This window comes from Acholeplasma sp. ORD1043, assembly GCF_057808485.1.
Map to the genome: position 1 here is coordinate 11,719 of NZ_JAQLOJ010000016.1, position 25,368 is coordinate 37,086.

General features: G+C 31.0%; 26 protein-coding genes. 5 read left to right on the forward strand and 21 right to left on the reverse strand.

Annotated elements, in window-relative coordinates:
* Positions 1-6 precede the first annotated feature (6 nt).
* From PG914_RS06290 to PG914_RS06330, 9 genes are all read right to left on the reverse strand, one after another.
* Positions 7-1,884 (reverse strand): hypothetical protein, encoded by a 1,878-nt coding sequence (locus tag PG914_RS06290; RefSeq protein WP_488822886.1) that lies wholly within the window; start codon positions 1,882-1,884, stop codon positions 7-9.
* A 92-nt stretch (positions 1,885-1,976) separates the two neighbouring features.
* Positions 1,977-2,579 carry a hypothetical protein gene (locus PG914_RS06295; protein ID WP_488822887.1) on the reverse strand — a complete coding sequence of 201 codons (603 nt, stop codon included), beginning with the start codon at positions 2,577-2,579 and terminating at the stop codon, positions 1,977-1,979.
* Positions 2,576-3,106, reverse strand: coding sequence for an RNA polymerase sigma factor (locus PG914_RS06300; protein ID WP_205734655.1), 531 nt, complete (start codon positions 3,104-3,106; stop codon positions 2,576-2,578). The genes PG914_RS06295 and PG914_RS06300 overlap by 4 nt, the downstream gene beginning before the upstream one ends.
* Before the next feature lie 367 nt (positions 3,107-3,473).
* On the reverse strand, positions 3,474-4,757 hold the full coding sequence (gene rlmD / locus PG914_RS06305; RefSeq protein ID WP_488822889.1) for a 23S rRNA (uracil(1939)-C(5))-methyltransferase RlmD: 1,284 nt from the start codon (positions 4,755-4,757) through the stop codon (positions 3,474-3,476).
* Positions 4,750-5,478: a rhamnogalacturonan acetylesterase gene (locus PG914_RS06310; protein WP_488822891.1), complete on the reverse strand. Its 729-nt coding sequence runs from the start codon at positions 5,476-5,478 to the stop codon at positions 4,750-4,752. The genes rlmD and PG914_RS06310 overlap by 8 nt, the downstream gene beginning before the upstream one ends.
* Positions 5,478-5,882, reverse strand: a complete 405-nt coding sequence (locus tag PG914_RS06315; protein ID WP_488822893.1) for a bis(5'-nucleosyl)-tetraphosphatase — start codon at positions 5,880-5,882, stop codon at positions 5,478-5,480. The genes PG914_RS06310 and PG914_RS06315 overlap by 1 nt, the downstream gene beginning before the upstream one ends.
* A 64-nt stretch (positions 5,883-5,946) precedes the next feature.
* Complete coding sequence (locus tag PG914_RS06320) at positions 5,947-6,546, reverse strand: alpha/beta hydrolase (protein WP_488822895.1); 600 nt, start codon at positions 6,544-6,546, stop codon at positions 5,947-5,949.
* Positions 6,543-6,983 (reverse strand): MarR family winged helix-turn-helix transcriptional regulator, encoded by a 441-nt coding sequence (locus PG914_RS06325; RefSeq protein ID WP_488822896.1) that lies wholly within the window; start codon positions 6,981-6,983, stop codon positions 6,543-6,545. The genes PG914_RS06320 and PG914_RS06325 overlap by 4 nt, the downstream gene beginning before the upstream one ends.
* Positions 6,984-7,048: 65 nt before the next feature.
* Positions 7,049-8,230 carry a DUF896 domain-containing protein gene (locus PG914_RS06330; RefSeq protein ID WP_488822898.1) on the reverse strand — a complete coding sequence of 394 codons (1,182 nt, stop codon included), beginning with the start codon at positions 8,228-8,230 and terminating at the stop codon, positions 7,049-7,051.
* A 143-nt stretch (positions 8,231-8,373) separates the two neighbouring features.
* Between PG914_RS06330 and PG914_RS06335 the strand changes: the two genes are divergently transcribed.
* Positions 8,374-9,186 (forward strand): prephenate dehydratase, encoded by an 813-nt coding sequence (locus tag PG914_RS06335; RefSeq protein ID WP_488822900.1) that lies wholly within the window; start codon positions 8,374-8,376, stop codon positions 9,184-9,186.
* Positions 9,183-9,911, forward strand: coding sequence for a carboxylesterase family protein (locus PG914_RS06340; RefSeq protein WP_488822902.1), 729 nt, complete (start codon positions 9,183-9,185; stop codon positions 9,909-9,911). Before PG914_RS06335 ends, PG914_RS06340 begins: the two co-directional genes overlap by 4 nt.
* A 24-nt stretch (positions 9,912-9,935) precedes the next feature.
* On the opposite strand, the gene recD2 is transcribed toward PG914_RS06340, so the two are convergent.
* The 4 genes from recD2 to nadD are packed head-to-tail and all read right to left on the reverse strand — an operon-like array spanning position 9,936 to position 15,725.
* Complete coding sequence (gene recD2 / locus PG914_RS06345) at positions 9,936-12,179, reverse strand: SF1B family DNA helicase RecD2 (protein WP_488822904.1); 2,244 nt, start codon at positions 12,177-12,179, stop codon at positions 9,936-9,938.
* Entirely contained in the window at positions 12,179-13,312 is a 1,134-nt protein-coding gene (mnmA, locus tag PG914_RS06350; protein WP_488822906.1) for a tRNA 2-thiouridine(34) synthase MnmA, read from the reverse strand. The genes recD2 and mnmA overlap by 1 nt, the downstream gene beginning before the upstream one ends.
* A 5-nt stretch (positions 13,313-13,317) precedes the next feature.
* Positions 13,318-15,162: an NAD(+) synthase gene (locus tag PG914_RS06355; RefSeq protein ID WP_488822907.1), complete on the reverse strand. Its 1,845-nt coding sequence runs from the start codon at positions 15,160-15,162 to the stop codon at positions 13,318-13,320.
* Positions 15,159-15,725, reverse strand: a complete 567-nt coding sequence (gene nadD / locus PG914_RS06360) for a nicotinate (nicotinamide) nucleotide adenylyltransferase (protein ID WP_488822908.1) — start codon at positions 15,723-15,725, stop codon at positions 15,159-15,161. The genes PG914_RS06355 and nadD overlap by 4 nt, the downstream gene beginning before the upstream one ends.
* Positions 15,726-15,867: 142 nt before the next feature.
* Between nadD and PG914_RS06365 the strand changes: the two genes are divergently transcribed.
* Entirely contained in the window at positions 15,868-16,647 is a 780-nt protein-coding gene (locus tag PG914_RS06365; protein WP_488822909.1) for a lysophospholipid acyltransferase family protein, read from the forward strand.
* Positions 16,628-17,044: a Fur family transcriptional regulator gene (locus PG914_RS06370; protein WP_488822911.1), complete on the forward strand. Its 417-nt coding sequence runs from the start codon at positions 16,628-16,630 to the stop codon at positions 17,042-17,044. Before PG914_RS06365 ends, PG914_RS06370 begins: the two co-directional genes overlap by 20 nt.
* On the opposite strand, the gene rsmH is transcribed toward PG914_RS06370, so the two are convergent.
* The 8 genes from rsmH to hrcA form a co-directional block, all read right to left on the reverse strand.
* Positions 17,039-17,935, reverse strand: coding sequence for a 16S rRNA (cytosine(1402)-N(4))-methyltransferase RsmH (gene rsmH / locus PG914_RS06375; protein WP_488822913.1), 897 nt, complete (start codon positions 17,933-17,935; stop codon positions 17,039-17,041). The genes PG914_RS06370 and rsmH overlap by 6 nt on opposite strands.
* Before the next feature lie 65 nt (positions 17,936-18,000).
* Complete coding sequence (gene rpmF, locus PG914_RS06380) at positions 18,001-18,192, reverse strand: 50S ribosomal protein L32 (protein ID WP_045749276.1); 192 nt, start codon at positions 18,190-18,192, stop codon at positions 18,001-18,003.
* A 13-nt stretch (positions 18,193-18,205) separates the two neighbouring features.
* Complete coding sequence (locus PG914_RS06385) at positions 18,206-18,634, reverse strand: YceD family protein (protein WP_488822915.1); 429 nt, start codon at positions 18,632-18,634, stop codon at positions 18,206-18,208.
* Between the two features lie 64 nt (positions 18,635-18,698).
* Positions 18,699-19,688, reverse strand: a complete 990-nt coding sequence (gene lplA / locus PG914_RS06390; RefSeq protein WP_488822917.1) for a lipoate--protein ligase — start codon at positions 19,686-19,688, stop codon at positions 18,699-18,701.
* A gap of 56 nt (positions 19,689-19,744) precedes the next feature.
* A complete protein-coding gene (gene dnaJ, locus PG914_RS06395; protein WP_488822919.1) occupies positions 19,745-20,863 on the reverse strand; it encodes a molecular chaperone DnaJ in 1,119 nt (372 codons plus the stop codon).
* Between the two features lie 58 nt (positions 20,864-20,921).
* Positions 20,922-22,730 (reverse strand): molecular chaperone DnaK, encoded by a 1,809-nt coding sequence (gene dnaK / locus PG914_RS06400; protein WP_488822921.1) that lies wholly within the window; start codon positions 22,728-22,730, stop codon positions 20,922-20,924.
* On the reverse strand, positions 22,714-23,277 hold the full coding sequence (grpE, locus tag PG914_RS06405; RefSeq protein ID WP_488822923.1) for a nucleotide exchange factor GrpE: 564 nt from the start codon (positions 23,275-23,277) through the stop codon (positions 22,714-22,716). Before grpE ends, dnaK begins: the two co-directional genes overlap by 17 nt.
* 5 nt (positions 23,278-23,282) lie before the next feature.
* On the reverse strand, positions 23,283-24,305 hold the full coding sequence (gene hrcA / locus PG914_RS06410) for a heat-inducible transcriptional repressor HrcA (RefSeq protein ID WP_488822925.1): 1,023 nt from the start codon (positions 24,303-24,305) through the stop codon (positions 23,283-23,285).
* A 157-nt stretch (positions 24,306-24,462) separates the two neighbouring features.
* On the opposite strand from hrcA, the gene plsY reads away from it, so the two are divergent.
* The gene (gene plsY, locus PG914_RS06415) at positions 24,463-25,170 is read left to right on the forward strand and encodes a glycerol-3-phosphate 1-O-acyltransferase PlsY (RefSeq protein ID WP_488822927.1); all 708 of its coding nucleotides are present in this window, start codon (positions 24,463-24,465) and stop codon (positions 25,168-25,170) included.
* Positions 25,171-25,368: the final 198 nt, after the last annotated feature.

Sequence of the window (25,368 nt, forward strand, 5' to 3'; positions counted from 1 at the left end):
ACCCACCTATTCCCCATCATCCATTTCATAACCACACGATGCACAATAGATAGGCATTCCTGGAGCTTGGGCCAAACCTAAATGTGCTCTTAATACATAGTTTCCACATGAACAGTATGCTTTATGTTGCAATGATGAATAAAATGCATAATGGTCAGTATAAAGATGAGTGTGAGTTGTATGATATCCACATACTGTACAATCATTATTCGAGTTATAAGTATGTGTTGAAGTTTTCGAGTAACCACAAGCGGAACAATCTACCGTGTGTGTTGTTGAAGTATTTGAAATCACTGTTGCTGTTGATGAGCAATAAATATTAGCATTACAAATTGTGCATTTTTTATAATGTGAGGATGCTGTTCCATAATAAGTTGTTCCTAGAGTATGGTTAGAATGAACATACCCACAAGTGGAACAAGTACCAGAAACATAAGTATGATTGGTATGACTTACACCGCAATTTGTACAAATTCCATTAGTATAATTATGACCTTCATGTGATAAATATCTATTGCAAAAACCACAATACAAGTCGTGTAAATCTAAACCTTCCCAACAATCTAAATACATTCTTGATGTCGTTTCATGATCACAAGTTCTTTGCCCACAAATACATAAAGTACCATCTAAATCAGTTACATTTTTGTGCCAGGTATAGTTGTATGAATGTGAATGTGCAGTATCGACATCAAAATAAAATGCCTCATTTACAGTATATCCATTTATATGAATAGCAGTGCGTGGTGAACCATCATTGATTGTCATATTTCTCCACCCTGAGTGAGCAATGATACTGTCATCATCATAACGATATCCTACTACAGCATGATGTATCTCATCATTAACAATCGTAGTATCAGTTCCACTAATAGCAATATAAACTGGATTACCTGCGGTTATACCGGTTCTTGCCCAACTTGCTTTATCTGGAACAAATAAACCTTCCCAAAATCCTAGATAGTGTAATTCATAATCAATATCGGCAGCATCTAAATAATCTTCCGCTAAATCTTTAGCTTCTGCTAAATTCATACTGTTACCAGTATTCATATTTGCAATATTTGTTGCATGGAAATCATCCCATATTCCTGGCGACTCACTATAGATATTTGATACTAAATCTGAGTAGTCAGAACTACTACTAAAATTCCTACTTACTGTTACATCAAATGCTTCTGGAATGATATCATCATCAATCACAGAATCATAATAACTGAGCATCATTTCAACTGCTACAAAAGTACATGTACCTTCAAATTCTGGATGACCTGGCACACCTGCAACATTTCTTCCTATATTTCTTAAGTTTTCAAAGTAAAATGCATATTCTACTTCTGTGAAATCAGGCAAATCAGATGACATAATGTCATCAATTTCATGTTTATGAGCTGCATTTCTTTTATTTAAACCTGATTTTTCTGCTTCTGTTGAATTATGTTCTTTATTTACAGCAATGCTTTCTTTAATTTGATTTTCCATAGCAATTAATTTTTGTTTTTCATCGCTTCCTACTTTATTACCTGTTCCAAGATCAGTCAGTTCATTATTGACTTCAACATAATAATAAGTTGGTCCAATATATTTCTTATCTCCCATACTATTTCCAAATGGTGATGAGTCTTCAGCAGAATATTCAAGAAATATACCATTATCTCGATCGTATATTAGGTATCCGCTTTCAACACCTTCTGCTAAATAGAATCTTTCATATGAATTTAAACCATCCATTAATTGAACTGTAATCCTTTGATTACCTAATTTTTCTCTAGATAATTCAATCACTTTTTGGTAATCATTTTCATTATCTGTTGCATATACCACGCTTTGTGATAGAAACGCAACCAATAAAACCAGTAATACCAGTACATATGTTTTTTTCATTTTATTCTCCTTTTCTGAGGTAGAAAAATAAAACACCTCTTAAGTAAATCTACTTAATAAGGTGCTTGTACTTTTGTTTTTATTGCATTATTTTAAATGTTATTCAAATATTCATTAAATAGATCCAAATTAAACTCTTGAATTTGACTTTCATCATCTATATCAATTTGGACTTTAATATCATCTTCACTAAAAATCACATAATAGAATCTTGTAGATTGGTTATTATAACTATGATTATATGATAAAACAGTTTCACCATTGCTCTTTATTGAGATCGTCAACATTATTTCATTTGATGAGACAATATCAAATAACAGAAGATTAACGTAAGAATCCCCATCATCATATACTGCATAATAGATACTAATCTTTGTTAATTCACCTTCAATAAATATCATGGTTGAAATTGGACTATCAATATAATCAGTTACACCATTGATATCATCTAAATAGCTTTGGGCTGGAGTTAGATTTGTATCAATACCACTTTTGGGGAATTGTGTATCTAAATAAAATGCAATAGCAATCACGAGTATAATGATGGATAAAAATGCACTTGCCATAGATGGCCAAAATAAAACTGTTTTTTTCTTTGTTAATTGAACTTCTGTATTAAATTCCAGTTTTTGTTTTACTTTATTAAGTAGATTTTCATCATGTTTTTGTCTTATTGATTGATCTATACTTTTCATAATTTAATTCCATTCCTAACTTTTTCTATAGCTCTTTTATATTTACTAAGGATAGTATTTACGGGTTGTTTCTTAAACTTTGCGATATCCTTAAATTTTGTTTTTTTTAATAAATGCAATATTACGATTTCAGCAGTTTCCTTCTCTAATATACGATATATTTCATTAGTAATATAGTCTGATAACTCTTCTTCTTTCTTGTTGATTGCTTCATCTATAAGACGAAGTTCTTCACTCTCTTTATATTTCTCCAAGGCTTTTTTTTCTGATATGATCTTCCTAAGATGCATATTAGCCTTATTTTTTGCAATAGTTAAGCACCAATATTTAAAATTACCACCACGATAATTGGTACACTCATTAAAAATAGAAACGAATGTGTCCATCTGCAATTCTTCGGAAACATTAATATCATTGGTAATCTTATATATTACAGTAAAAATAAGAGTGGAATATGCGTACCATACTTCATTGAACGCCCATTCTTTCTTTTCTTGCAAAGCCTGTATTGTTTCCTTTAGTATCATGACAACTCCCTATTTTTCTTAATAAGTTGCATATCATTTATATTTTATTGCATTAATCTATATTTATTATCATTTTTTATCTACATTTAAAGGTCATTCACTTACTATTTCAACATGTGAACAACCCTATGCATATAAATTCATTGGTTGTGCATTTGCTTTACTTATAAATTCATATAAATGCATTTGCACTAATCCATACACAATGATTATAGGATGCATGGAAATTATTATATATTTAGTCAAACTATGCAACATTGTATAACTAAACATATTATGTTACTTCAATACAGACAAAAGGCGTTGAATATAGCCAATTGCGTTCGAAATTTAAAATTATTCATGGCTTTGTAAGGCTGTGAAATTTCTATTTTAGGGAAAGCAATACGATGTTTTCAACATGTGCAGTATATGTGAACATATCAACTGGTTGTACTTTATCAATCTTATAATATTTTAATAATTGTTTAACATCTCTAATTTGTGTTCTAGGATCACATGAAATGTATAAAATTTTATTTGGCATTAACTTTAGTACAGATTGAATAAATTTAAGTGAAGCACCTTCTCTAGTAGGGTCCATAATTAATAAATTCACTGGTTCTTGGAATTCTTCAATTAACTTTTCAACATCACCTAAAGCGAATGTTACATTTTTGACATCGTTAATTTTTTTGTTGTTAATTGCATCTTTAACAGCTGAATCATTAATTTCAAAACCATATACATGATGGGCTAACTTGCTTGCAAGTAATGTAATCGTACCAATACCTGAATAACAGTCAATAACTGTATCTTTAGGCGTAATATCCGCCATTTCTAGCGCTTTTTGATATAGGTTCATCATTTGGGCAGGATTGACTTGATAAAAGGCGCGAGGTGAAATTTGGAAGTTTAAATCGCCAATTTGATCTCTTATATATCCTGGACCATACCAAACTTTTTCTTCTTCAAGTAAAACAAATTTAGAGTCTTTACGATGAATATTTTGAACAATCGTTTTAATCTCAGGATGAAGTGCAATCAGTTCTCTAACAAATTCTTTATGATTTGGGAAAAGATTACCTTGAGTTGAAAATACAACCATAAATTCATCAAATACATATGATTTTCTAATCATAACGTGTTTAATAATGCCTTCACCACTTCTATCATGATAGGCTCTCATTTTAAATTTAATGAGTAGTTTTTCAATTGAATCAAAAATTCTATCAATCTTTGGGTGATGTAAAAAATGACCAAGTTGTGGTTTAACTGTTTTACTACCTTCTTCGAATAAACCCAATTGAATTTTAAAGTTTTTAGTCATTTTAATATTAACAGCAGATAAAACCGCTTTATGACGATAACCTTTTGGATTAGGGTTTGGAATAATTGGTAAAATATCTGTTTGGAATAAATCCTTAACCATTTGTTCTTTAAGTTTTAATTGTTCATCAACTTTCTTCTTTTCAAAGTCACTTGTTTTATATGATAAATGAACGTTTGTGTCGTTATAGTCTTTAAAATCTTTATTAAACTTAAAGTCTTTACGTTCTACTTTTTCAAATTCATTCTTATCTTTTTTGAAAGGTCTATCATTGAAAGATTTTGAAGAACGTTCTTCTCTAACAACTTTGTAACCTTTATTAGGTTTTTGATCTTTATACATGTGTTACTCTCTTTATGTCAACCCATCGAATTAAATATTCAGGATTAATGAATGGTTTTAATGGGTGTAATTTTTTTGTAAAATATAAACCTTCTGCAATGATAGATGCAACAACTACTGCTCCTAAATCATTAAAATGAGTATCATCATAAATGCCATCAGGATAATTAGGGTGTTCACCTTTGAATAATTGTAAGAATAATTTTCTTGAATCATCAAATCCTAAATACTCATAGAGTTGTTTTGTCTTTTTAAATGTATCAATAAATAAAACATCATTATATTTAGCGACTTTTCTTGCAACATATGGATAAATACCGACTGAGTATTTATTCACTTGATGATTGCCTCTAAAATAACGTCTAGATACTGATGATAGTATAATTGGGAAAGCTCCTTTTTTACGGGCTTCCTTAACCATAAACTCTAAGTTTCTTGGATAATTAAAAAGTGGATCAGCATAACGATTTGGGTCATCGATTTTTGAATCATTATGTCCAAATTGAATGATTAAAACATCATTTTCTTTTAAATCTTTTAAAACTGAATCAAAAAGTTTTTCAGTAATAAATGAATACGTTGATTTCCCGTTTACAGCATGATTAAAAATTTCTACATCCTCAGTTAAGAAAAGATGAATCTTTTCTCCCCAACCAGTCTCTGGTCTTTTTGATGGTAATTTGTTTGATGCAGTTGAATCCCCAACAATATGTAATCTCATTATTCTACTCTCCCGGCTAGTTTAATAAAGATCTTTTTATCATTATCGTAAGTTAAGTACTTAAATACTTGATCTTTAGTATACCAACCAGCAACAGCAACCTCGCTATCCTGTTTAGTAACTTTTGTATTCAGTGCTTTACCCAAAAAATAATATACATCTTTATAAACACCATTTGGCATTAGATATGTATTAACTTCCATTTTGTCAGAAACTAAATCAAACATAATTCCTGTTTCTTCTAAAACTTCTCTTTTGGCAGCATCTAAAATAGATTCATTCTTTTCTACATGTCCCTTTGGAAATGAAAAATGACTACCATTTTTATGTTGAATTAATAAATAAAGGGTTTGGTTTTCAGTTCTGGTGTATACAATCGCACCAGCAGATACTTCTTTAACCATAAATAATCACTCTTTTCTTTTGATTTCTCTGCTCTATTATAAACTAAAAGCGTCTAAAAGACGCTCATAATTCTTTGAACCAGTCAATTAAGTCTTTTAATACATTTTGTGGAAGCGAGTGACCGTAGTCATGCCAAACCATTCTAAGTTTGCCATTTTTTGCTTCAATAACTTCTTGTAACTTAATCATCTTTTCTTTTGTTGTGTATCGATCGTAAACTGAGGTTGAAATATAAATTGGTAGATTCTTTAGCTCAATAAAATCAATAAATGGGTTTACATAAACCGGAGCTAATAACATAACGGCTTTAAAGACTGATTGTCTTTGTTGAATGATTGCTTCTAACATGTTTGCACCATTAGAAAAACCAAGTCCATATATGTTAAAACCTTGTAAATTATGTTTTAAGATGAGTTCAGTAATCGTATTAGAAATTAACTCAATTTGTTCATCAATATTCTGATAATCAAAAGTTCCATCAGGAAATCTTACGAAGAATCTTAACATGCCTGATTCAACAACATTTCCTCTTAAAGATAAAATTGTTGCATCAGGGTCAACCATTTTTGCAATTGGTACTAAATCGTGTTCATCGGCACCAGTACCATGCAGTAAAACTAGAACATTCTGATTGGTACCTTGTTCAAAATAATACTGCATCATAAATCAGTCATATCAAGTGCTTGGTATCCTACCTTTTTAAGAATAGTTCCTAGCATTTCTTTTTCTTCTTTTGATAAAACATCAAAAAGTGATTTCATTGTTTCATAGTGTTTAGGAAAAATTTCGTCCGCCACTTTTTGTCCAGTTGGTGTTAATTCAACATAGAATGTTCTTTTATCATTTTGATCTTGAATTCTATCAATATATTTCTTTTCTTGAAGTTTATCAAGTACATATGTCATTGATGAATTTGCAATCAATACTTTTTGACACATACCTTGAACTGGTAAGCGTCCTTTATGATATAAAGCTTCCATTGCTGCAAATTCAGTATAGTTTAAACCATAGTTTAAAATATCTTTTTTTGCATAAGCTTCAATCGCTTGGAATGCTCTAAATAAAATTGTCATTGGTTTTAATTCTTCTTTATAGTTCATAACATCATTTCCCTTCAGAAATTATTGTAACATCAAAGGTTTTATTAGACTTTTCTAAATACATCTTAAGAATTATCTTTTTTCTTACGCTCTAATTTTACAAAATTATTATTTTGATCTTCAACTTGAACATTTTCTAAATTAGCTGCAATCGTTTTGGTAATATTTTCAATATATTGTCTTCTTAACTTATCACGATAAATCGTTTCTTCTTGTGTTAATCCTTCTGCTTTTGATTTTTTAGCCAATCGATTAATTTCACTTAATAAGTTTTGATGTGCTTCATATATTTTATATTCTTCTAAATTTTCATAAGAATAATCATTCAAATAAGAGATTTCATTTACAAATACTGGATATAAAGCTTGATGGATTGAATTCTCATATTTTTTAAATTTTTCTGGAATATAGAGCTCAGGGTTTAATGATTGAGGTGTTAGTTTTTCACCACGACTTGCTAGTTCAACCATAATACCACCTGGTTCTCTCATATAGATTGATTTAAAGAAATTTCTATCCTTTACTTCAGTAACTTCTAGTCCATGATCTAGTAAATAATCTCGCCAAATTTCTAAATCTTCATCAACAATAAATGCAATATGATGATATGTTCCTTTACCGTCTTTGCCTTCACCTATGGATAGTTTAGAAAGTTCAATATATTTACCAATTTCACTATCTAAACTTAATCTAATATTTAGTCCATCTTCTTGCTCATAATCTAATCTTAAGACTTCGGTAAAAAATTCATAGGTTGCTTTATAATCATAACTTTGTAAGAGCGCACCATATATTCCTTGTATTTGGGCATCTTTAGTCACACCGTTAAATTCAAATTCAGATGATTTTTCTAAATTAGTCTCTACAAGTTCAAGTGATAAACCATGACGATCTTTGAATGATACTCTTTCTTCATTAAATCTTTTAATGATATCAAATGGAATTCTAAACTGATTGAGTCTTTGCATCCAAAACTTTTTTGACCCTTTTGGAATTGATAAGATTGAGGAAACTACTTGTCCACTACCTACGATGCCTTCTTTATAACTCTTTTTCCATGGGAAATAAGTTAGTGCTGAGCCTAATTCATAATTTTGATTGGTGTAATATAAATGATAAATATTATACTGATCAAAGTTAACCGTTTTAATAGCCATTTTTAAAGATAATACACCAGAATAAAAGTCGACATTTTCTTGAGCATGACCACTAATTGCTGATATATGATGGATTCCTTTAACTTTCATTTTGTGTACCTCTTAACTTATTATAGTTACATTATATTTCGAATTCGAAATTATTGACAGCAATATACATTATTATCTTAAATTATGTTACAATTAAAAGTAGTTTTAAAAAGGTGTAAGATAATATCTTAAGAGGAAAATAAATGAAAAAAGTGGTCACTTTAGGTCCGGCTGGAACCTACTCAGAAATCGCCACCAAAAAACTTTTAAAAAAGCTTGAAATAGATGCTAAAATCATCTTTGAACCGAGTATTGATTTTTGTTTTGAAAGATTTAAAGAAAGTGATTTACTCGTTTTACCACTTGAGAATTCAATTGACGGATATATTCAACGAACACTTGATTTATTACACCAAAATACTGGTTACTATATTAGTAATGAACTCTCTATTCCAATTACCTTCTCACTCGTATCAAATGAAGTAAGTATGGAAGAAATTGAAACAGTTTATGTTCAATTCAAAACCCAAAACCAATGCTTAAATTTTTTACATAAGTATAAACATTTAAAGTTTATTATTACGGATTCTAACTCACAATCCTTAAATCTTCATTTAAAGAATACTAAAAAGTCTGCTGCTGTTATTCCAACCCATTTAGTGACTAATAAACATCAGCTTGTAATCAATAAAATTGAAGATGGCTTAATCAATCAAACTAGATTTGTTTTAATTGATAAAAAATTAGAGACCGTTGAAAAAGGTACAAATATTAAAGCTTTAATTGTACTTTCTCCAACCATCGATAAACCCGGTTTATTATATACTTTGTTAGGACATTTTGCTAAACAAAATATTAATCTTTCATCAATTATGTCACGACCTAAAAAAGATAAACTTGGAACTTATCACTTCTTTTTAGAACTCAATTTATCTAGTGATAATTTAGATGATTTATTATCTACATTAAGAAATTCAATAGATTTACAAATAAAATTATTAGGAGTTTACAGATGATATTAACAGACATCATGAAATTAGAAACATTTGAATCAAAAGTCTCTGGTGAAACTTTAAAGTATACAGTTTATATTCCAGAAGAAAAAAAAGATAAATATAAATTATTTATCTTCATGCACGGTGCCGGTGAACGTGGTGATGATGGACTAAAACCAATTGTTTATCATGCAAAAATTGCTAAAATGATTATCGAACATCCAGAATACGGTAAAGATACAATCATTATTGCACCACAAGTTCCAACAGATCAACGTTGGGTTCCACTTCAAGATATCTTTGATGGAACTTATAAATATAAAACAAATCCACTTCAACCTATTACATATACATTTAATGATTTCTTAGAAAATGAACTTTTCAAACGTTACCCAATTGATAAAAATTACATTTACATGGGTGGTATTTCAATGGGGGGCACAGGTATTATGGATTATATTACAAGATATCCTAATATGTTTGCAGCTGTGATTCCAATTTGCGGTACAGCTGATATGGATTCAGTAGAAATTTATAAGAAAACCCCTATGTGGATGTTCCATTCAAGTGATGATACAACAGTAAATTATGTTTCTTTCAAAAATGTTGCTGCTAAATTAAAAGAAATTGGTGCAGAAATTAATTATACTGAATATAATGATACCGGTCATCCTTCATGGCATCGAGCTTATGAAACTGAAGGTTTACTTGACTGGTTATACTCACATAAAAATAATAAATTATAAAAAAAGTGCTATGCAAGCACTTTTTTATTTCATGAAATCATATGGAGAAAGATTAGCTGTTGGATCTTCATCTTCTTCTTCAATCACTTGATTGTTCATGCCTTGAACTTCTAAAAGACGTGTCTTTAATTTAGTCAAACGTTTTTCTACTAACTGATTAGCAGCATACTTAAGTAAATTCATATCTCCTAATACAAGTAAGTATTGTTTAGCCCGTGTAATTGCTGTATAAATCAGTTCTTTCTTTAACATATGAAGATAACTTCTTATAATTGGTAAGAACACAATTTTATATTCAGAACCTTGAGATTTATGAATAGAAATAACATAAGCCAAGTTCAAGTTTTCTAAATCACTTTGTTCATAAAAGACAGTTGTTTCATCAAAATCAATTTGCATCATTAAAGTTTCTTTTTCTGTTTTAAAGATTTTTCTTATGACACCAATATCACCATTCATTACTTTTTTATCATTATCATTTAATAACTGAATGACTTTATCACCTTCATAATATGATTTATCACCATAAGTCATCTTTAAACCTTGACCAAATTTTGGATTGAAATGCTTTTGAATTTCTTGATTCATGATATCAATACCTAAGTCCCCTTTATATTGAGGAATTAAGACTTGAATATCATCAATTAAATCATAACCCTTATCAATCGCACCTTTAATTTGGTTTAAAATGACACGTTTAATGGATGAATTATCACCTTTATAAAAAATGACATCTTGATGTGAAATGAAGTCATCATCATCTAATCTTTGATTATTAATAGCTGATGCTAATTTAATAATATGTGAATCCTTAGCTTGTCTGTGAATTTCTTTTAATCTAATAACGGGCACTTGATTAGATGCGATTAAATCACCTAATACATTACCAGGTCCAACAGAAGGTAATTGGTCCTCATCACCAACAATAATAATTTGTGCTTCGTCTTCAATCGCATCAAAAAGTCTTCTTGCAAGGAAAATATCAATCATCGATGCTTCATCGATAATGATTAAATCTTGATGTAATGGTTCTTGAAATAAGTTCTTTCTAGATGATGCGAAATCAAATCCTAGATGAGAGTGAATCGTTCTTGCATCAAATGAAAGAATCTCTTTCATTCGTTTTGCTGCACGTCCTGTTGGTGCCATAAGCGCGATTTGCTCTTTAGCTTCTGGCGATTTAAGTTTTATTTTATAATAACTTGCATATAAGTTTAGAAGTCCATCAATTAATGTCGTTTTACCTGTACCAGGTCCACCAGTTATAATACTTAGAGGATTTTGCATCGCTTCTAAGATGGCTTGTTGTTGAAGTTCGGTATAATCAATACCTTTTTGAATTGAGATTTGTGAAAGTAAGAGTTTTAATAAATCAAGATTCAGGTTTTTCTTTGGCTGATTAATGAATCTTTTGATTGATTTTGCTATTTGATATTCGGTATCATAAATTTCTTTTAAGAAATAATTACCATCTTCTTCTTTAATTCGTTTTTCATCAATTAAGATATTAATTGCTTCATGATAGTCAATATCACTTGCTAATAATTTATCAGCTTTTTGTTTTAAATTATCGTAATCTAAATAAAGATCTCCTTCACCAAAAGCTGTATTTTCTAGTGTGTAAATAATTGCTGCTTTAATGGATCTAAAATCATTTTTAGATATCCCCATTTTTTCAGCAATATCTGCACTTTTAATAAATCCAATACCCTCGACTTCATACATTAAACGATATGGATCTTCTTCTAACTTTTCTAATGTTTCATGACCATATATTTTATATAGTTTTGATGCAACTTTATTTGTTAAACCGTAATCGAAGAGTGTAATAAATATTCTATGTTCTAATTCATTTTGAATTAAAGCTTTTCTTAATGAAACACGTTTGATAGGATTTAAAATTGGTGCTAAAACATCTGCATCTTCAATGATTAACTTAATAGCATCTTGGCCTAAAAGTTTAACAATTTTTTCAGCTGTCTTTGGTCCAATACCTGAAAAGTCATCAGAAGATAAGTATCTAATTAAACCTGATTCTGATACATCTTCTAATCGTTCATAACTTTCCACTTTAAACTGTTTACCATATTTTGGATGGGTTGTTATTTCACCGGTAAATTCATACAAAATCTCTTCATTTAATAAAGGAAAATAACCGACAACAGTTAATAGTTCCTTATTGTCGGTTTCAAGTTTAGCTATGACGTAACCATTTTCATCATTGCGATAAATATATGATTTTATATATCCTTTTACTTTTTCACTCATTAGCTGTAAAGTCTACGTTCTCCTTGTGAAAATACTTCATGAATAAAGCCTGAGCCTACACATGTTTCACCACTATAGATAGCACACACTTGTCCTGGTGTGACTGCACGAATCTTTTGTGGGTAGTCCACTCTTAATGTTGTGTCATCTAACCAAGTGACAATTACATCTTGGTCAGGTTGACGATATCTAAATTTAGCAGTAAATTTACCATTCTTTTTTTCACCACGCCAAATGACATCTGTAATAATTGCAGAGTCACTATACGCATATGGGTGTTCAAATCCTGGTTCAACATATAATGTGTTTGTTTTTAAATCTTTACCTACAACAAACCATGCATCTGTTGATTCTTGTGTACCACCGATTCCAAGGCCTTTTCTTTGACCTATCGTGTAGTTCATTAATCCATAATGTTGTTTCATATAAGTACCATCTAAACGTCTCATATCCCCTGGTTTAGCTGGTAAATAGTTTGATAAAAATTCATTAAAATGTCTTTCACCGATGAAACAAATACCAGTTGAATCCTTTTTAGTTGCAGTATAAAGACCTGCTTCTTCAGCAATCTTTCTTACCTCTGGTTTTGTTAAGTGACCAATTGGGAATAGGACATTTTTTAATTGTTCTGTACGAAGTTGTGATAAAAAGTAAGTTTGATCCTTATTATCATCAACTGCTCTAATTAAACGAGGTTCATTACCACTATGCTCTATTTTAGCATAGTGACCCATTGCAATATAATCAGGATTAAACTTAACAGAATAATCAACAAAGGCTTTGAATTTAATTTCATTATTACATAATACATCTGGGTTTGGTGTTCTATTTTTATTGTATTCACTAATAAAATATGAGAAAACACGATCCCAATATTCATGAATAAAGTCGACACGATATAGGGTAATACCTAAATGATCTGCCACTTTCTTAGCATCTTGATAATCTTTTTCTTGTTCACAGGTTTCATCATAGAGGGTTGGATTACCTCTAAAATCCATATTGGTTGCTGAATCCCAGTTACGCATAAACACTGCTTCTACATCATATCCTTGACGTAATAAAAGTAGTGCTGCAACTGATGAGTCAACACCTCCTGATAAACCTACTAATACTTTTTTCTTCTTTTCCATAATACTTACTTTCTTTTCATTTCACTAGGTAATCTTAATTCACCACGAGGTGATAAAGACACCTTTAACACTTTTGGTCCTTCAGGCATCACTTGACGTTTGAATTGTTGTGAGAAGAATCTATCAAAGAATCGGTTTGCATATTGATTTGCTTCTTCTCTTGTTAGATTAAATGTACGTTCAATAAGCCAAGTTATCTTATCTAACCCTGCACCACTCACTAAGAAGTGGTATAAAATGAAGTCATTGATTAAATATTTACCAATTGAATCTTCAGTTGATTGATTGTCTTTTAGTTCTGGTGAAATTGGACGTTCTAAAATATTTCGAAGTGTTGATGCAACATTTTTATACTCTGTTCTTGCATGATAATCAATTAACGCTTGAACTAAGGTTTTAGTTACACCAGCATTAACATTATACATAGACATGTGATCACCATTAAAAGTCATCCAACCTAATGCAATTTCACTCATGTCACCAGTTCCTAAAACGAAACCACCATGTTGATTTGCCAGGTTCATTAAATAAAGTGTTCTAATTCTAGCTTGAACATTCTCATATGTTACGTCTTTTGAACCATCGTGTACTAAACCTTCTAAATGAGTTTGAACATCTTTTTCAATTGGAACTTCAAGTGCGGTCACACCTAAACCTTCCATTAAGTTAATTGCATCACTTTTGGTTGCATTTGATGTGATTTTTGTTGGTAATGTAACTGCTACGATATCTTTTGGATTTCTACCTAAGCGTTTCATTGCTTGATGGGCAACAAGTAGTGCTAACGCACTATCCAGTCCACCTGAAATACCAACTACAATTTTGGCTGTTTTCATACTTCTTAATTTGCCAATTAAACCATTTATTTGAAGTTCATTAGCAAGTGCTAATTCCTTCTCATCTTTAGGGATAAAAGGTAATTGTTCTAAAGGTGTTTCAAATTTATAATCATTAGTCTCGTTAAAATAAACATCTATACGTGGCAATGATGTGTGTTGGTATAACTGTTCATCACGGAATGTCGCATCCATTCTTCTTTGATATCTAATTGCTTCAACATCAATATCAACGTACATGATTTCATCTAAATCAAATACGCTACTTTCTCTAACTAACGAACCTAAGCTTGCTGCAATCTTATGTGATGAAAAAATGACATCTGTAGTTGACTCATATGGACCAGATGATGTATATAAATATGCACCTTGATGTTTTCGTGATGACTCTAACACAGTATTTCTTCGAATCGTTGGTTTTTCAACATGCTCAGTAGATGCTGATAAGTTCAACATTAAGTGTGCACCAGCTAATGCGAGTTCATCTCCAGGTGTTTGAATCGCCCACATATCTTGACAAATTTCAACGCCAAATGAAATATCTGCTTTTTTATCATTAAAAATCATTCGTCCAAAAGGTACAGTTTGACCTAATACCTCAACTTCTTTAAAGTGTGTTTGGAACCCAGATTGGAACCAACGTTTTTCATAAAATTCTTTAGTATTCGGTAAGAAATATTTAGGAACAAATCCTAAAATCTTTTTATTTTGAATAACTGCTGCAACATTATATAAAACGTCTTGAACCTTAAGTGGTAATCCTAAAATGTAAACACCTTGATAGGTAGTTTTATTGATAATTGCATCCAATGCTTCAATCGTCTCATCGATATAAGTTTTTTGATAGAAAAGATCGCCTGATGTGTAGCCAGTTAAAGATAACTCAGGTAAAAGAGTTATGGATGCTTTTGAACTATTTAAAAGATTAACGATTGATTCAACATTAAGTTTTGGGTTTCCAACTGTAATTTTTGGGGTTGTAAGTGCGACTTTTAAATATCCATACTGTGTCATACATTTTCTCCTTGATATAAGTTATGTTCTAAAATATAATCTAAGACTTCTTTTCTTAAATCATTTTTAAAGCGATGAAACTCTCTTCTAATTCTTGATGATGAGATATCTGAATCAAAATAAAATTTATAATATGGGGTTTGAAATCTATCAAATATTGTGTAATCTGCCGGATAATCTCTTCGTGAAATGACAATAAAGCCAAACTCTCGTAAGAGCTTCTCATGATTTTTCCAAAGTTGCATTGTATTTAGGTGATCTGTTCCTAAACAAAAATAAATATCTTGATAAGTTTTCTTTAATTGATTTAATAACCAATAGGTACCATCAAAATCTTGTTTATTCTCTAAATCTGATATCAAAATATCCTGTTCACCTTGAAACATACGGTTTAACATACGATAACGGTGTAAAAAAGGTACTAAACCATGTTTCCAAGTATATGAATCACCTACTGGAACAATAATGACCTTTTCAACTTTAAATGATTTTTTTAGTTGTTTGACAATCTCATAATGAGCTATTGTCGGTGGATTAAACGTTCCACCATATACTAAAACCATAATTTCACCCTAATTTATTATAACATGCTTGTCAACTTTACTTATTAGTAAAGTATTTATGCTGAGATTTTTTATAAAACATAGAGAAATTTGTTATAAATAATGGTATAATTTATATAAATAAACAAAAGGGTAAATAAGTGTGCAAACAAATAATCAAAATGGGGTAGAACACGATTACAAAACAATCGAAGCTAAGCCCGTAAAACTTAAAAAAGATTACGTTTTTTTTATACAAAATCCGCTTTTTAAGATGGTTTCTTTTTTTGTTGTTTTATTGATGAAAGTACTTCTTTACTTCGGATATGGTAAGCTATTTAGACATGTTAAAGTTCACGGGAAAAAGAATTTAAAATACTTAAAGAAAGATCGCTTCGTATTAATTTCTAATCACATGCATGTCTTTGATGCTGTGTGGATTGGTACAGTTATTTTTCCTAAAAAACTATATGTAACAATGCTTCAATCTAATCTAGGTTTACCACTCATGGGACCAATCTTAAGAGTTGCTGGAGGTATACCAATTCCAGAAACTAAAGATCACATGGTGAGATTCTTAGGTGAACTTAAAACCGAACTTTCAAAAAAGACTCCAGTCCTTGTTATGCCAGAGGCAGCTATTAAACCATATCACGCAGGTATTAGAAAATTTTTAAGCGGTGCGTTTAGATTTGCAATTGATACAGATAGTAAAATACTACCAATCGTCTATACATATCGAAAACCTCGCAGTATATTTAAGTTTTTATTTAGAAAACCTTGGTTAGATATGCATATTCTAGAACCATTGGAACCAATCATTGGTGAAACAAAACAACAATCATTAACATTAACAAAAGATTATGTCCATAAACTCATGAGTGAACATTTCAATACACATTCTGAGATTAAGGAGGAAGGCTATGAAAAAGCCGGATCTTAAGAGCACAGGGAATCGCTTAACAAGCGCTAGAAAAGCACTTTTAGAAGTTTTAAGAAATCAACATTTAACTTTTAAAGAACTTCAGCGTGAGTTAGCAAAAAAGGGCTTTAACAATGTCTCTACCCTTTATAATAATTTAGATTTTTTTCTTGAAAACAATATGATTGTTGAGTTTAATATCGATGGTGTAAAATACTACGATTTAGGTATTGATAATCCACTTCATGAAGAAAACTCTCATCTACATCTTGCAACTAAAGATGATTATGGAAAAGTCACAATTAGTGAACTTGATTTTCCTGAAATATATGAAATGATTAAAGGACATCCCGTATTCAAAAACTATGATATTGAATATGTTAGAATCTTAATATCAGCTACTAAAAAGAAATCATGATTTTTCAGCCACTCTGAGTTTTGCGGAGTGGCTTCTTTTATTTTCTAATAACTCATTCTCAGTGGGTAATATAGCTTTTCTAGAGATTATAGAAAGTGGTGGTTTTGGTACATTTCTGATATCCACATTCTTAGGCAATTTAATTTTACTATGATCTTTCATAAAATGTTTTACTAGTTTATCTTCTAGTGAATGGAATGTGATACAAGATAATCTACCACCAGGATTTAAAAATTCTAATGATTGCTCTAAAACAGTATTTAATACTTCCAACTCTTGATTAACTTCAATACGTAATGCCTGAAATACACGTTTTGCAGAATGGCCTTTTGAATCACGATTAATGACATCTGTAATTTTCACTAAATCAAATGTAGTTTCAAGTGGACGCTTTTTAACAATCATTTTAGCAATTTGGTAAGCATTCTTCTCTTCACCATATTCTCTAAAAATCCTTGTTAAATCAAGTAAATCATATGTGTTTACCACATCTTTTGCAGTAAACTCTAATGTTCGATCCATTCTCATGTCAAGTTCGTGATCTTTAAGATATGAAAAACCTCTAGATTCATCATCTATTTGGAAACTTGATAATCCTAAATCCATTAAAATACCATCAACTTTGGTGACACCTAATTCTAATAGTTTAGCTTTCATATTCTTAAAATTTGAATGGATTATTGTTTTGTTCTTAAATTCTTTTAATCTTTCTTCTGCTCTACCGATAGCATATAAATCTTGATCAAATGCATATAGATGTCCTGTAGTAAGTCTTTTTAAAATTTCAAAAGAGTGACCACCGCCACCTAATGTTAAATCAACATAAATACCATCTGCTTTTATATTTAATCCTTCGATAGATTCATTTAATAATACTGAATAATGTGTCATATTTAACCTCTACACCTATTATACCAAAGAAAAAAGCACTTCATTCGTGCTCTTTCTTAAAAGGTTTATTTAGTTTCTTTATTTTTCTTTTCTAAAACTAATTGGCCTTTATAATATCCGCTGTTTGGTGTAACGCGGTGTGGTAATGTGAATTCACCAGTTTGTGGATCTACAACGATTGTTGGAGTCTTTAACTTATAGTGAGAACGACGACGACCTTTAGAACCTTTACTGTGTCTTCTAAAAATTGCACCCATGCAATTCACCTCCTCATTTGGTATCTTTTAAACTTTGGAATGCTGGATGTCCTTGACCTTTACTTTCATCGATAGGATCTACTGCATCCTCATCATAAACGAAAGGCTCCTTTTCTAGTAAGATCTCTGCAAAGATAAGCTCATCTAAATCGATTTCATTGGTCAATAGATAATCATATGTTTTTTCATCTTTCGAAAAGATGATTTCAGTATCAAATACTAGAGGGTAAGTTACTGGTTTTAGTGTTCTTGCGCATTTCTGTACAACAGTTAAATCTACTGTTAAATCCAATACAACTTCGTCGTATGAACGTTCAATAGTACCACTAACTTTAACATCCTTTAATCCGATTAAATCAGATGCATCATCAATTAGTGCATCTAAATTTAATATTTCTTCAATTGAGGTCTGTTTTTCAAGTTCTTTTACAATCAGTTTCATAGATTCACCTCAACTTGTTTTATTATATATAAAAGGCATATATAAGTCAATGCTTAAGCCAAAATTACACGTTTAAAAATACATCTTTTAATAAATCGATAATATCTTGGTCTTGTGATGCCAAAATGTAGTTAGAAATCTTATGTTTTTCACATACTTTTTCTAATGATTTGAATGTATACTTTTGACCAATAAATGCTTCTTCAAAAGGTGTGATGTCTTGTAAATTAAAGAAATCACCGTTTACTTTCGCATGTTCGATTTTACCATCTCTAACATCTAATCTTAATTCAAACCCACCCCAAGTAAAACGTTTTTTGAGCACTTGAGAAAATGGTGGTTGTGAACCAATTTGAAACTCTTCTGAAGCATAATATTTTGCATCTTCAAACAGTTTTGCAACTTCTTCGTTTGTTAATTCATATACAGTATCACATAACTCTTTTTCTAGGTACTCAATCAATTCATCATGTGACATACCATTAAGGTATGATTTTAAATTGTTAACTCTTGAGGATACAGATGCAATCCCTTTTGAAATGAGTTTTTCATCTGGTGGGGTAAGTGCACGAACCATTGTTTCAATGTCAAGATCATACATCATAGTTCCATGCATTAACATACCATTTTTGTTTTGTAAGAAGGCATTCCCACTAATCTTTTTACCATCTAATAAAATATCATTTCTACCGCTAAATTCTAGGTTTACACCTAACTTCTTAAAAGCATCAATGATCTTTCCTAAGTATTTCTTAAATGAAAATCCTTCAGGGTCACGTTTCGTAATAATGGTAAACATTGTGTTATTTTCATCAGCATATACTGAACCACCACCTGTAGGTCTTCTAAACACTTTAATTCCCTGTTCTTTGACATACGGAAAGTTTACTTCGTTTTCAATGACTTGGTTTTTCCCACAAATAATTCCTTTTAATCGCCATGTGAAAAAATAAGTTTCATCACCTTTTAATTTTTCATTTAATAAATAATGTTCTAATGCATAATAAAAATACGGTTCAAAATTGCCTTCATTATGATGTTTTATAAGGATCATTTTAAGCTTCCACCTTTCATCATTACTATTATACTAAAAAAAAGAGGCTTGGCCTCTTAATTTGTAAAGAATTCTTTAAATTTTTCCCAAGTAGTTTTTTTAGTCTTACCATCTAATTTACCAAGTTGTTCAAATAACTTACGTTCTTCTGATGATAGATTCTTAGGTGTTTCAACTTGTACATTAACTTGTTGATCGCCTTTTCTACCACTTCTAACATTGGCAATCCCTTTATCTCGCAATTTTAAGATGGTACCTGATTGAATACCGGATGGAATTGTTAAATCAACTTTGCCATAAATCGTTGGAATTTCAACTTTATCACCTAAAGCTGCTTGTGAGAATGAAATTGGTAAATCTAAAACAATGTCATCTTGTTGACGTCTAAAAATCTTATGAGGACGTACTTTAAATGTGATATAAAGGTCACCAGCTTCAGCACCTTTCTTACCACCATGTCCATACCCTGGAACACGTAATGTCATATCATTATCAACTCCGGCAGGAATCTTAACATCCACATTTTTCTTAGTTCTTGTGCGACCAGAACCTGAACAGATGTGACATTTATTTTTAATTGTTTGACCCTTACCTTGACATGAAGGACATACAGTTTGTGTACGCATTGTACCTAAAATTGTACGTTGTTCAACATTAACATATCCAGCACCATGACATCTTGTACATGTTTCAACATCTTTTGCTGATTCTGCACCAGTTCCATGACAGTGATGACAATCTTCTGTAACCTCAACTTCAACAGGCTTTTTAGTACCAAGCACTGCTTCCATAAAATCAATTGTCATACGCATTTCAATATCGTCACCTTGCGCTTTTTCACTACGTCGTCTTTGTCCACCGCCACCAAAGAACTGATTAATGATATCATCAAATCCACCAAAGCCCGCTCCACCGCTAAATCCACCAAATCCACCAAATGGATCACCATTTGCACCAGCATGACCAAATTGATCATATTGGCTACGTTTTTGAGGATCATTTAAGACATCGTAAGCTTCTTGAACTTCTTTGAATTTCGCTTCAGCATCAGGTTCTTTATTGACGTCTGGGTGATATTTTTTTGCAAGTTGTCGATATGCTTTTTTAATTTCTTCAGATGAAGCACCTTTAGCTATACCAAGGACTTCATAGTAATCACGTTTTTGTTGTGCCATAATACCACACCTTTAATCATTATAGGATTAAGCAGGGCATAAATACCCTGCTTTTTTATTATTTATCTGTGAATTCAGCATCAACAGTACCATCATTATTTGATGAACCGTTGTCTTTATTCTTGTTTACTTTTTCGTAAGCTTTGATTGCAATTGATTGACTAGCTTTTTCTAATGCTTCTTTCTTAGTTCTAATCTCAGCTAAATCATTCCCCTTTAATGCTTCTTCTAATGTAGCAATAGCAGTTTCAACTTGTGATTTTTCATCTTCAGTCACTTCATCACCTAAATCAGTGATTGCTTTTCTTGCTGCGAAGATTAAGTTATCTGATTCATTTCTTAATTCAGCTTCTTCTTTACGTTTTTCGTCTGCTTCTTTATTTTCTTCAGCTTGTTTTACCATCTTTTCGATCTCTTCTTTTGAAAGACCACCGTTACCAGTAATTGTAATCTTTTGTTCTTTATTTGTACCTAAGTCTTTAGCACGAACTGATACAATACCGTTAGCATCGATATCAAATGTTACTTCGATTTGAGGCACACCACGTGGTGCAGGTGGAATGTCATTTAATTGGAAGCGTCCTAATGTTTTATTGTCCGCAGCCATTGGTCTTTCACCTTGTAACACATGGATATCAACAGCTGGTTGGTTATCTGCAGCAGTTGAGAATACTTGAGATTTAGATGTAGGAATTGTTGTATTTCTTTCGATTAATTTAGTAAATACACCACCTAATGTTTCAATACCTAGTGATAATGGTGTTACGTCTAATAATAGAACGTCTTTAACATCACCAGCTAATACGCCACCTTGAATTGCAGCACCCATAGCTACAACTTCATCTGGATTAACTGATCTATTTGGTTCTTTACCAAATTCTTTAGTTACTAATTCTTGAACAGCAGGGATACGAGTTGAACCACCTACTAATAATACTTGATGAATATCTTTGTTTGTTAATTTAGCATCTTGTAATGCACGACGAACTGGTCCTAAGCAACGATCTACCAAGTCTTTAGTAATTTCGTTGAATTTAGCACGAGTTAAACTCATTTCTAAGTGTAATGGACCCGCTGCTCCCATTGTAATGAATGGTAAAGAAACAGTTGTTGTTGTTGCACTTGATAACTCTTTCTTAGCTTTTTCAGCAGCGTCTCTTAAGCGTTGTAAAGCCATTTTGTCTTGTAATAAGTCAACACCATTTTCTTTTTTGAATTCTTCTGCTAAGTAACGATATACTTTTTCATCGAAGTCATCGCCACCTAATTTATTGTCACCAGCAGTTGAAACAACTTCAAATGTACCATCTGCTAAGTGTAAAATTGATACGTCGAATGTACCTCCACCTAAGTCAAAGACTAAGATAGTTTGTTCTTTTTCAGTTTTATCAATACCATAAGCAAGTGCTGATGCAGTTGGTTCGTTAATAATACGTCTTACATTTAAACCAGCAATTGTACCAGCATCTTTAGTTGCTTGACGTTGAGCGTCATTGAAATAAGCAGGAACTGTAACAACAGCTTCAGTAACTGTTGCACCTAAATAATCTTCTGCGGTTTTCTTTAAGTTTTGTAAAATGAATGCAGAAATTTGTTGTGGAGTATATTTCTTACCGTTAATATCAACAGTATAGTTCATATCTCCCATATGACGTTTAATGCTATAAATAGTATTTGGGTTAGTGATCATTTGACGTTTAGCAATTTCACCAACTAAAATTTCATCACCTTTGAAAGCTACGATAGATGGAGTAGTTCTTCCACCTTCCGCATTTGTAATAACTTTAACCTCACTACCTTCCATTACTGAAACACATGAGTTTGTTGTACCTAAGTCAATACCAATAATTTTATTTGTCTTCGCCATTTTCATCACTCCATTCGTTAACTTTAACCATGGCTGGTCTTAATATTCTATCTTTAAAATAATATCCTTTTTGTAATACTTCTAAAACTGTATTATTTGGCTTTTCTTTATCATTAGCTTTTTCAATTGCATAATGCAATTTAGCATCAAATATTTCACCGACAGCTTTAATTTCTTTGACGCCTTCCTTTTCTAAAACTTGTTCAAACTGATCTTTGATCATTTTAAATCCAATTAAGAAATTTTTTAACATATCATTATCAGTTGGAAATTCAACAATTTTAGAAAATTGTTCATATGGAATTAACAATTCGTTAGCAAAACTACTTGCAGCATATTTACGATCATTGATTCTTTCTTGATCAATACGTTTCTTGAAGTTTTCAGCATCAGCTAAGGTTCTTAAATATTTATCATTTAGTTCTTTAACTTGTGCTTCTAACTCTTCAATCTTAGCTTCTAGTTTATGCTTCTTAGTTTTTTTTGTTTCTTCTTCACGAACAACTTGTTCATCTTTTTTGATTTCTTGATTTTCTTGATTTGCCAATTCAATCACTCCTCATCTTTCTTATATAGTTTTGCCAAATTGGCTGCAATGTATTCTAATAACGGAATAACTTTTCTGTATGCCATACGAGATGGACCTAATAAAGCAATCGTTCCTTTTTCATCATCACTAATTTGATATGGTATTGATACAATCGTCATTTGATTCATCGGAATAATCTCCATATCGGAAGAAAACCTAATTGATAAACCTTCTTCACTACCAATTAATTTAACAATTTCTCTTCGCTCCATCATATCCATAAACTTCTTAATATGATTGACGTTGTTAAACTCAGGTTGTTCAAATACATTTGTCATTCCTGATAGATAGAAAGAATCTTGAGCAAATTTACTAAAAGCTTGAATAAATGAATCAATGATTTGAGCTTGATATGTCATAAAATGACTTAACTCAGTTTTTGTTTGTTCAGTTTTTAGAATTTCAATGGATTCTTTTAACAATCTATCTCTTAATAAATCATCAATTGTTTTAATAACTTCCTTTAATTCACTCATTGATGAATCGCCAGAAATATGAATTTGTTGATGTTGCACATGCCCTTGGTCAGTGACGATTAAGATGACTGCATCTGTATTTGATAATGGAATAAAATCAATTCGTTTAATCTTTGCTTCATTAGAATCTGGACCTACAGCTACTGCTGTATAATTAGTGATATCCGATAATAGGTTCAAAGCTTCCTGAACTGATTTATCTCTTGCGAGTGTATTTTTCGAGAAAATTTCATCGACTAATGGGAAAACTTTTGCGACATCATGGTCTCTAGTAATTAAATAATCTACATAATATCTATAACCTTTTTCAGATGGAACACGTCCAGATGATGTATGTGTTTTTTCTAAAAAACCAAGTTCTTCTAATGCTGCCATATCATATCTTAGGGTTGCGCTAGAAAAATCTAGATAAGGTAAATTCATTAGAGCTTTTGATCCAACTGGTTCAGCTGTTTCAGAGTAAATCTCGATGATAGCTTTTAAAATCAGTTTTTGACGTGAAGTCAGCATGATATCCCACCTTTTAGCACTCATCCTTTATTTGTGCCAAGTTTATTGTACATGAATCAATTAGCACTGTCAATAAAAATGTGCTAATTTTGGGAAATATCAGATATGATTATAAATCATAATAATATGTTATAATGTTCATCGAGGTATACATACTATGGAAAATTTACTATATATATTGATTGCTTTAATCATTTCATATTTAATCGGTTCAATTCCGTTTGGGTTCATTATTCCAAAAGTTTTTAAAAATATAGATATTCGAGAACATGGTTCAAAAAATGTTGGCTCCACAAATGTTATTAGAGTTTTAGGACCAAAATATGGAGTGCCTGTCTTTGTATTGGATTTCATCAAAGGTGCTATCCCAATTATATTTATAAGATATATATTAGGATTCCCAGTATTAAATTTAATTGATATTAACGGTTTAACATTTGATATTGTCGTATTATACGGTGCTGCTGCAGCAATTGGCCATATCTTCTCAATATATATTGGCTTCAAAGGTGGTAAAGCAGTTGCTACTGGTGTTGGTGTTGTTACTGCACTAAATCCATTAGCTGGAATATTAGGCATCGTCTTCTTCTTTATTATCGCTTTTTCAACCAAATATGTTTCAATTGGATCAGTTGTTGCAACCATCTTAGTAGGTGTTATGTTATGGGTATCTATTCTAATTCCTGAAGTTTGGATTCCAACACCAAATTTAATTCTTACTTATCAAGCACAAAGTATCAATTTATCAGTTACCTCATTTCTTTGTTTATTTATTATATATAAGCATAAAAAGAATTTCATCAGACTATTAAATGGTACTGAAAATAAAATTGGACAAAAAAAGAAAGATTCTAAATCTAACTAAATTTCTTATATTAGATAAACGTCTTAACACATCCTTTAAAGCATTTTTTTCACTTTGATCCCGGTTGAAAGTTTAACATTCCCAGTAACAATTCATGTAGAGTATTTTGATGTACAATTTGTCTATGTTAATGACTATTAATCAAATTATTATCTAAATGTTATCTATTTTAGAATACAAAAAAAGCCATACATCTAT

What these genes read in the sequence shown, in the direction of transcription:
- rpmF (WP_045749276.1), bottom strand. Translation starts at nt 18,192, where the DNA reads ATGGGTGCAATTTTTAGAAGACACAGTAAAGGTTCTAAAGGTCGTCGT.
- PG914_RS06300 (WP_205734655.1), bottom strand. Translation starts at nt 3,106, where the DNA reads ATGATACTAAAGGAAACAATACAGGCTTTGCAAGAAAAGAAAGAATGG.
- hrcA (WP_488822925.1), bottom strand. Translation starts at nt 24,305, where the DNA reads ATGCTGACTTCACGTCAAAAACTGATTTTAAAAGCTATCATCGAGATT.
- PG914_RS06320 (WP_488822895.1), bottom strand. Translation starts at nt 6,546, where the DNA reads ATGATGCAGTATTATTTTGAACAAGGTACCAATCAGAATGTTCTAGTT.
- plsY (WP_488822927.1), top strand. Translation starts at nt 24,463, where the DNA reads ATGGAAAATTTACTATATATATTGATTGCTTTAATCATTTCATATTTA.
- rlmD (WP_488822889.1), bottom strand. Translation starts at nt 4,757, where the DNA reads ATGTATAAAGATCAAAAACCTAATAAAGGTTACAAAGTTGTTAGAGAA.
- rsmH (WP_488822913.1), bottom strand. Translation starts at nt 17,935, where the DNA reads ATGACACATTATTCAGTATTATTAAATGAATCTATCGAAGGATTAAAT.
- PG914_RS06325 (WP_488822896.1), bottom strand. Translation starts at nt 6,983, where the DNA reads ATGAACTATAAAGAAGAATTAAAACCAATGACAATTTTATTTAGAGCA.
- PG914_RS06335 (WP_488822900.1), top strand. Translation starts at nt 8,374, where the DNA reads ATGAAAAAAGTGGTCACTTTAGGTCCGGCTGGAACCTACTCAGAAATC.
- PG914_RS06330 (WP_488822898.1), bottom strand. Translation starts at nt 8,230, where the DNA reads ATGAAAGTTAAAGGAATCCATCATATATCAGCAATTAGTGGTCATGCT.
- PG914_RS06310 (WP_488822891.1), bottom strand. Translation starts at nt 5,478, where the DNA reads ATGAGATTACATATTGTTGGGGATTCAACTGCATCAAACAAATTACCA.
- nadD (WP_488822908.1), bottom strand. Translation starts at nt 15,725, where the DNA reads ATGGTTTTAGTATATGGTGGAACGTTTAATCCACCGACAATAGCTCAT.
- PG914_RS06385 (WP_488822915.1), bottom strand. Translation starts at nt 18,634, where the DNA reads ATGAAACTGATTGTAAAAGAACTTGAAAAACAGACCTCAATTGAAGAA.
- mnmA (WP_488822906.1), bottom strand. Translation starts at nt 13,312, where the DNA reads ATGGAAAAGAAGAAAAAAGTATTAGTAGGTTTATCAGGAGGTGTTGAC.
- PG914_RS06295 (WP_488822887.1), bottom strand. Translation starts at nt 2,579, where the DNA reads ATGAAAAGTATAGATCAATCAATAAGACAAAAACATGATGAAAATCTA.
- PG914_RS06315 (WP_488822893.1), bottom strand. Translation starts at nt 5,882, where the DNA reads ATGGTTAAAGAAGTATCTGCTGGTGCGATTGTATACACCAGAACTGAA.
- recD2 (WP_488822904.1), bottom strand. Translation starts at nt 12,179, where the DNA reads ATGAGTGAAAAAGTAAAAGGATATATAAAATCATATATTTATCGCAAT.
- PG914_RS06355 (WP_488822907.1), bottom strand. Translation starts at nt 15,162, where the DNA reads ATGACACAGTATGGATATTTAAAAGTCGCACTTACAACCCCAAAAATT.
- dnaK (WP_488822921.1), bottom strand. Translation starts at nt 22,730, where the DNA reads ATGGCGAAGACAAATAAAATTATTGGTATTGACTTAGGTACAACAAAC.
- PG914_RS06370 (WP_488822911.1), top strand. Translation starts at nt 16,628, where the DNA reads ATGAAAAAGCCGGATCTTAAGAGCACAGGGAATCGCTTAACAAGCGCT.
- PG914_RS06290 (WP_488822886.1), bottom strand. Translation starts at nt 1,884, where the DNA reads ATGAAAAAAACATATGTACTGGTATTACTGGTTTTATTGGTTGCGTTT.
- PG914_RS06340 (WP_488822902.1), top strand. Translation starts at nt 9,183, where the DNA reads ATGATATTAACAGACATCATGAAATTAGAAACATTTGAATCAAAAGTC.
- dnaJ (WP_488822919.1), bottom strand. Translation starts at nt 20,863, where the DNA reads ATGGCACAACAAAAACGTGATTACTATGAAGTCCTTGGTATAGCTAAA.
- lplA (WP_488822917.1), bottom strand. Translation starts at nt 19,688, where the DNA reads ATGATCCTTATAAAACATCATAATGAAGGCAATTTTGAACCGTATTTT.